The sequence below is a fragment of the Mesorhizobium sp. M1A.F.Ca.IN.020.06.1.1 genome, assembly GCF_004023265.1.
Classification (GTDB): Bacteria; Pseudomonadota; Alphaproteobacteria; order Rhizobiales; family Rhizobiaceae; genus Mesorhizobium.
Genome location: NZ_RZSR01000351.1, coordinates 1 through 5,450 on the forward strand (window position 1 = coordinate 1; position 5,450 = coordinate 5,450).

At 62.3% G+C, this 5,450-nt stretch carries 6 protein-coding genes and 1 pseudogene; 3 read left to right on the forward strand and 4 right to left on the reverse strand.

Going from position 1 to position 5,450, the window contains the following annotated elements:
- Nucleotides 1-539, reverse strand: a 539-nt coding sequence (pth, locus tag EOA60_RS16710; RefSeq protein WP_128311620.1) for an aminoacyl-tRNA hydrolase, incomplete at its 3' end; no start/stop codon positions are given.
- Between the two features lie 24 nt (nucleotides 540-563).
- The gene (locus tag EOA60_RS16715) at nucleotides 564-1,208 is read right to left on the reverse strand and encodes a 50S ribosomal protein L25/general stress protein Ctc (protein ID WP_127335408.1); all 645 of its coding nucleotides are present in this window, start codon (nucleotides 1,206-1,208) and stop codon (nucleotides 564-566) included.
- Nucleotides 1,209-1,665: 457 nt separating this feature from the next.
- Here EOA60_RS16715 and EOA60_RS16720 point away from each other — a divergent pair, with 457 nt between their 5' ends.
- The gene (locus EOA60_RS16720; protein WP_095823267.1) at nucleotides 1,666-2,319 is read left to right on the forward strand and encodes a glutathione S-transferase family protein; all 654 of its coding nucleotides are present in this window, start codon (nucleotides 1,666-1,668) and stop codon (nucleotides 2,317-2,319) included.
- Between the two features lie 136 nt (nucleotides 2,320-2,455).
- On the opposite strand, the gene EOA60_RS16725 is transcribed toward EOA60_RS16720, so the two are convergent.
- A complete protein-coding gene (locus tag EOA60_RS16725) occupies nucleotides 2,456-2,899 on the reverse strand; it encodes a MarR family transcriptional regulator (protein ID WP_095823266.1) in 444 nt (147 codons plus the stop codon).
- Nucleotides 2,900-3,049: 150 nt separating this feature from the next.
- On the opposite strand from EOA60_RS16725, the gene EOA60_RS16730 reads away from it, so the two are divergent.
- Entirely contained in the window at nucleotides 3,050-3,913 is an 864-nt protein-coding gene (locus tag EOA60_RS16730) for an alpha/beta hydrolase (RefSeq protein WP_095823265.1), read from the forward strand.
- A gap of 72 nt (nucleotides 3,914-3,985) precedes the next feature.
- Here the strand turns inward: EOA60_RS16730 and EOA60_RS16735 are convergent, their stop codons facing one another.
- The gene (locus EOA60_RS16735) at nucleotides 3,986-5,215 is read right to left on the reverse strand and encodes an MFS transporter (protein WP_067327132.1); all 1,230 of its coding nucleotides are present in this window, start codon (nucleotides 5,213-5,215) and stop codon (nucleotides 3,986-3,988) included.
- A gap of 131 nt (nucleotides 5,216-5,346) precedes the next feature.
- Here EOA60_RS16735 and EOA60_RS39035 point away from each other — a divergent pair.
- Nucleotides 5,347-5,450: pseudogene (locus EOA60_RS39035) on the forward strand (AraC family transcriptional regulator); the annotation flags it as partial.

Sequence of the window (5,450 nt, forward strand, 5' to 3'; positions counted from 1 at the left end):
ATGAAGGAGTTGTCGTCGCCCTTGGCCAGCAGTGCGGCGTCGTCGGCGATCGCGTCGAGCAACACGTCGAGCCATTCACGGTCGGCCTTGGCGAAATCGCCGAGCACATGGCCGTGCACCATCTCTTTGACGCCGGGATGGCCGACGCCGATGCGCACCCGGCGATAGGCATTGCCGACATGCTGGTCGAGCGAGCGGATGCCGTTGTGGCCGCCGGAACCGCCGCCGGCCTTGACCCTGAGCTTGCCGGCGGCAAGGTCGATCTCGTCGTAGAAGACGGTGAGGGCGGCGGCATCGAGTTTGTAGAAGCGCAACGCCTCGCCGACCGACTGGCCGGATAAATTCATGAAGGTCTGCGGCTTGATTAAAAGGATCTTCTCGCCGCCCAGGGCGCCCTCGGCGATCAGGCCCTGGAACTTCTTCGACCAGGGCGAAAAGGAATGGCGGCGGGCTATCGCGTCCGCCGCCATGAAGCCGACATTGTGCCGGTTGTTCTGATATTTCGCGCCCGGATTGCCGAGGCCTGCAAAGACAAGCATCGTCGTCTCCTGGCGCCGAGAGAATTACTTCTCTTCGGCCTCAGCGGCCTCAGCTTCCGGCGCGGCCGCTTCGGCAGTCTCCTCCGTCTCCTGCTTCATTGCCGCGGAGCCGGCGATGGTCGCGATGGTGAAGTCGCGATCGGAGATCACCGGCTTGACGCCGGCCGGCAGGGCAACCGCCGAAATGTGAATCGAGTCGCCGATTTCGGTGCCGGCGAGATCGACGGTGATGAATTCCGGGATCGCGTTGGCAGGGCAGTGGAACTCGACTTCGTGACGAACGATGTTGAGCACGCCGCCGCGCTTGATGCCGGGCGACTTGTCCTCATTGATGAAGTGGACGGGCACGTCGACATTGACCTCGGTGTCCTTGCCGATGCGCAGGAAATCGACATGGACCGGGAAGTCCTTGACCGGATCGAGCTGAAAATCCTTCGGCAGGACCTGGATCTTCTTGCCGTCGACATCGATCGTAGCGATCGTGGTCAGAAACCCGCCGCCGTGGATCTTGTAGAAGATGTCCTTGTAGTTGAGGGCGATCGCCAGGGGGGGCTGCTTGTCGCCGTAAATAACTGCAGGCACTTTGCCGTTGCGGCGAACTGCACGGGCGGACCCCTTACCGACCTGTTCGCGCGCTTCGGCCTTGAGCTCGTAAGCCTCGTGGCTCATGGCATTTCCTTTCGCGTGTTATGGAGCGTTCGCGGCGGGCAAGCCCATCCGTAAACGTCGAAAGCCGTCGCGGCCTTGCATGGTCGATCCAACGCTTTTGGCTGTCCAAACGCTTCGGGGATCATGCAGGCCTGGCCGGCCTTCCTCCGCGTTGCCTCCAAGGGTGTCTACGCGGGTGGCGGCTCTATAGCGGAAGGCGGGCAGGGGCGCAAGCCGTTGGACCGCAAGGTGTCGTAAGCACATGAGTTGTCCGGATTAGGTAGCACGAGTTGTCCGGTTTTATCGGCAGTCGGATGGAGGCTGCGCGATGATATCCGGTCGGGGAGGCATAGCCGACGCGTTGCTCCGCTGCAAAGTCGGATCTGGCGAGTTGCGCCGGGTCCCGCCCGCATGCGTCATGTAGCATCGGGCCGGTTTCAAACGTCCTTGGCAGGCAACCGAAGGACCGGAGATCGATATGAAACTACTGTTCAACCGCAATCCCAATCCTCGCCTCGCGGTCGCGTCGGCGCGCTATCTGAAGGCCGATGTCGCCTTCGAATTCGCCTCGCCCATGGCGCCGGGGCAAGCCGAGCGCTACCGCGCGCTGAACCCAAATTTGACCTTGCCCATCCTGGTCGGCCCGGGATGGAGACTGTGGGAAGCCGATGCGATCGCCTGCCGGCTCTCGCGCGACATGCATTCGGATTTCTGGCGCACCGGCGACGACGAACCGGAGATGATCCGCTGGCTGAGCTGGGGCAAGGAGAATTTCGTCAGGGCCTGCGACATGGTGCATTTCGAGCGCGGCACGAAACAGCGCTGGGGACTGGGGCCGATCGACAAGGCATTGGTCGAGGAGGGGCTGAGGCAGTTCCACATGACAGCCGCCATCCTTGAAGCCGAGCTTTGCGGGCGCCAATGGCTGGTCGGCAATTCGGTTTGCTATGCCGACTTTCGTATGGCGACCTTTCTCGCGTTCAATGATGCCGCCCAGTTGCCGCTCGACGACTATCCGTCGCTCAGCCGCTGGTATCGGCGGATCGAGCATATCGATGCCTGGCGCGACTCGTTCCAGGGGCTGGATGCGCCGCCACTGCCGCCGGTCAGCAGCGAGGCCGTGCCAGGTTAAGCAAGGATTTTGAACGTTCCGTCTTGAAAGGACCATCGTCGAGGATGCCTGCCAAGCTGCGGCGGAAATGGCTCGCCCCTGCGATGGGACGCGGGCCGTGGCCTGCACTAAGCAGACTTTGTCCAGCGTTTGGAGGTCAGGGAGCATCGGCCGATTGGTCGCCGCTCAGCGCATCGCGCAACGCCCGGACTTTTCGCGTGAGAGCATCGACCTCGGCCGAGGTCATGCCTGAGCGCTCGACCAGCGTTTCGCCCAGACAGCTGCATTGCGTGAGCAACGCCCGGCCGGCCGCGGTGAGATCGACCTGCACCTGCCGCTCATCCTCATGGCTGCGCTGGCGGGTCACCAGACCCGCCTGCTCCATGCGCTTGACCAGCGGCGTGACGGTGCTCGATTCCAGCGCCAGCCGGCGCGCTATGGTGCCGACCGACATGCCATCGGCCTCTCCAAGCGCATTGAGCACGAGATACTGGGGATACGTGATCCCCATCTCGTCGAGCATGGGCTTGTAGGTACGGTTGATCGCCATGCTCGTGGCGTAGAGCGCGAAACAGAGCTGATTGTCCAGGGGCAGAGGCATCGCGCCATGATCCTTTTGTTGACGTCGTGAGGCTCTTTAGCACAAAAAATCATATCGCGATACATATTATCGTGGACAAGAAGTCATCGTTGCACTAGACATATCATTATCGCGATATCATTTATCGCGACATCTAAAACGGAGATTGAGATGACTGAAGCTTCACATGGGAAGGCCGGCTCAGGCAGCGGCACGATCACCACCAACGACGGCACGCAGATCTACTACAAGGATTGGGGCACCGGTCAGCCGGTCGTCTTCCACCATGGCTGGCCACTGAGCAGCGACGACTGGGATGCCCAGATGCTGTTCTTCCTCTCCAAGGGCTATCGGGTCATCGCCCATGACCGCCGCGGCCATGGCCGCTCCAGCCAGACTGACACCGGCAATGAGATGGACACCTACGCCGCCGATGTGACGGCGCTGGTTGCGCATCTCGACCTCAAGAACGCCATCCATGTCGGGCATTCGACCGGCGGTGGCGAAGTGGCGCGCTATGTCGCGCAGTACGGTTCCGGAGGCCGTGTCGCCAAGGCTGTGCTGATCGGCGCGGTGCCGCCGATCATGCTCAAGACCGCTGCCAATCCCGGCGGCTTGCCTATCGAAGTGTTCGACGGCTTTCGCTCGGCGCTGACGACGAACCGCGCCCAGTTCTTCCGCGACGTTCCGGCCGGCCCTTTCTACGGCTTCAACCGTCCAGGTGCGACGGTGTCGGAAGGTGTGGTCGACAATTGGTGGCGGCAGGGCATGATGGGCGGCGCCAAGGCGCATTACGACTGCATCAAGGCGTTCTCGGAAACCGACTTCACCGAGGACCTGAAGAAGATCCACGTACCGGTGCTGGTCATGCATGGCGACGACGACCAGATCGTGCCGATCGCGGATTCGGCGCTGCTCGCGATCAAGCTGCTCAAGAAGGGCGAGCTCAAAGTCTACAAGGGCCTTCCGCACGGCATGGCGACGACCCATGCGGACGTCATCAATGCCGACCTCCTGGCTTTCTTCCAGGCCTGAGTCCCAGCGCCAGAAAAGCACCCGCCATCGCGCGGGTGCTTTGCTCTCTGGAGCTCGTCCGGAGTGGCCGGCTCAGGCTTTCCTGGCCTCCTTCATGTTCGGCAGGAACACGGTCAGCAGGCCGAGGAAGGGCAGGTACGAGCAGACGTGGTAGACGAAGTCGATGCCTTTCATGTCGGCGATGACGCCGAGCACGGCCGCAGCGATGCCGCCCATGCCGAAGGCGAAGCCGAAGAAGATGCCGGCGATCATGCCGACGCGGCCGGGAACCAGTTCCTGCGCGAAGACGACGATGTTGGAGAAGGCCGACGACAGGATCAGGCCGATCACAACGGTAAGCACCATCGTCCATTCCAAATTGGCGTAAGGCAGCGCCAGCGTGAAGGGCAGAACGCCGACGATCGAGAACCAGATCATCGCCTTCTGTCCGTAGCGGTCGCCGAACGGGCCGCCGAGCAGGATGCCAAGCGCCGAGGCGCCGAGGAACAGGAAGAGCATGACCTGCGACATCTGCACCGAAACGCCGAACTTATGGATGGCGTAGAAGGTGTAGTAGCTGGACAGCGAGGCGATATAGGCGTTCTTGCTCAACACCAGCAGCGTCAGCACCGCCAATGCCCCCATGACCTTTTTGCGTGGGAAGGGCGAGACGTGAGCCGCCGGCTTGCGGCTGGCCATCGAGGCGCGCAGCCGGCTGTACCAGCCGCCAACCTGCCACAGCACGACGATGCCGATCAGCGAGCCGACGGCGAACCAGGAAATGCTGGTCTGGCCGAAAGGCACGACGATGAAGGCGGCGAGCAGCGGGCCCATCGCCTGGCCGAAATTGCCGCCGACCTGGAACAGCGATTGCGCGAGACCGAAGCGGCCGCCCGAGGCGAAGCGGGCGATGCGCGAGGATTCCGGATGGAAGATCGCCGAGCCGATACCGATCAGCGAGGCGCCGATCAGGAGCAGCCAGTAATGGCCGGCATGCGCAAGCACCACCAGCCCGACCAGTGATGAGGCCATGCCCCAAGGCAAGGAATAGGGCATCGGTCGCTTGTCGGTGATCATGCCGATCACAGGCTGCAGCAGCGAGGCCGTTACCTGGAAAGTGAACGTAAGAAGGCCGATCTGCCAGAAATCGAGACCGTAATTCTCTTTGAGCAGCGGATAGATCGCCGAAAGCAGCGACTGCATGATGTCGTTGACGCAGTGGCAGAAGCTCACCGCAAGAATGACGGTGAAGGCCGTCGCTTGCGCCGAGGCGTGGCTTGCCGGCGCTGGGGTGGCGACGGCGGTGGCGGTCGTATCGGTCAAGGCAATGCTCCGGGTCTTTTTGGCGGCGAACCGCAGCCAGCCAGCTTTATTGGCCGCTTGTCTTATAATCGGCTTGAATGGCGACTTCTTTCGTGGTTTGGTCCAATAGTTTCGCAAGTGGGCCACATCGAATGCCGCATGGCCGGGAAATCTTCAGGGGCGATGCCGCCGAGCTCGGCCGGCTGCATGAAAGCCGCTGGCAGTGGCTGGAGCAGGCGGTCGGGCCGGCGGTCGC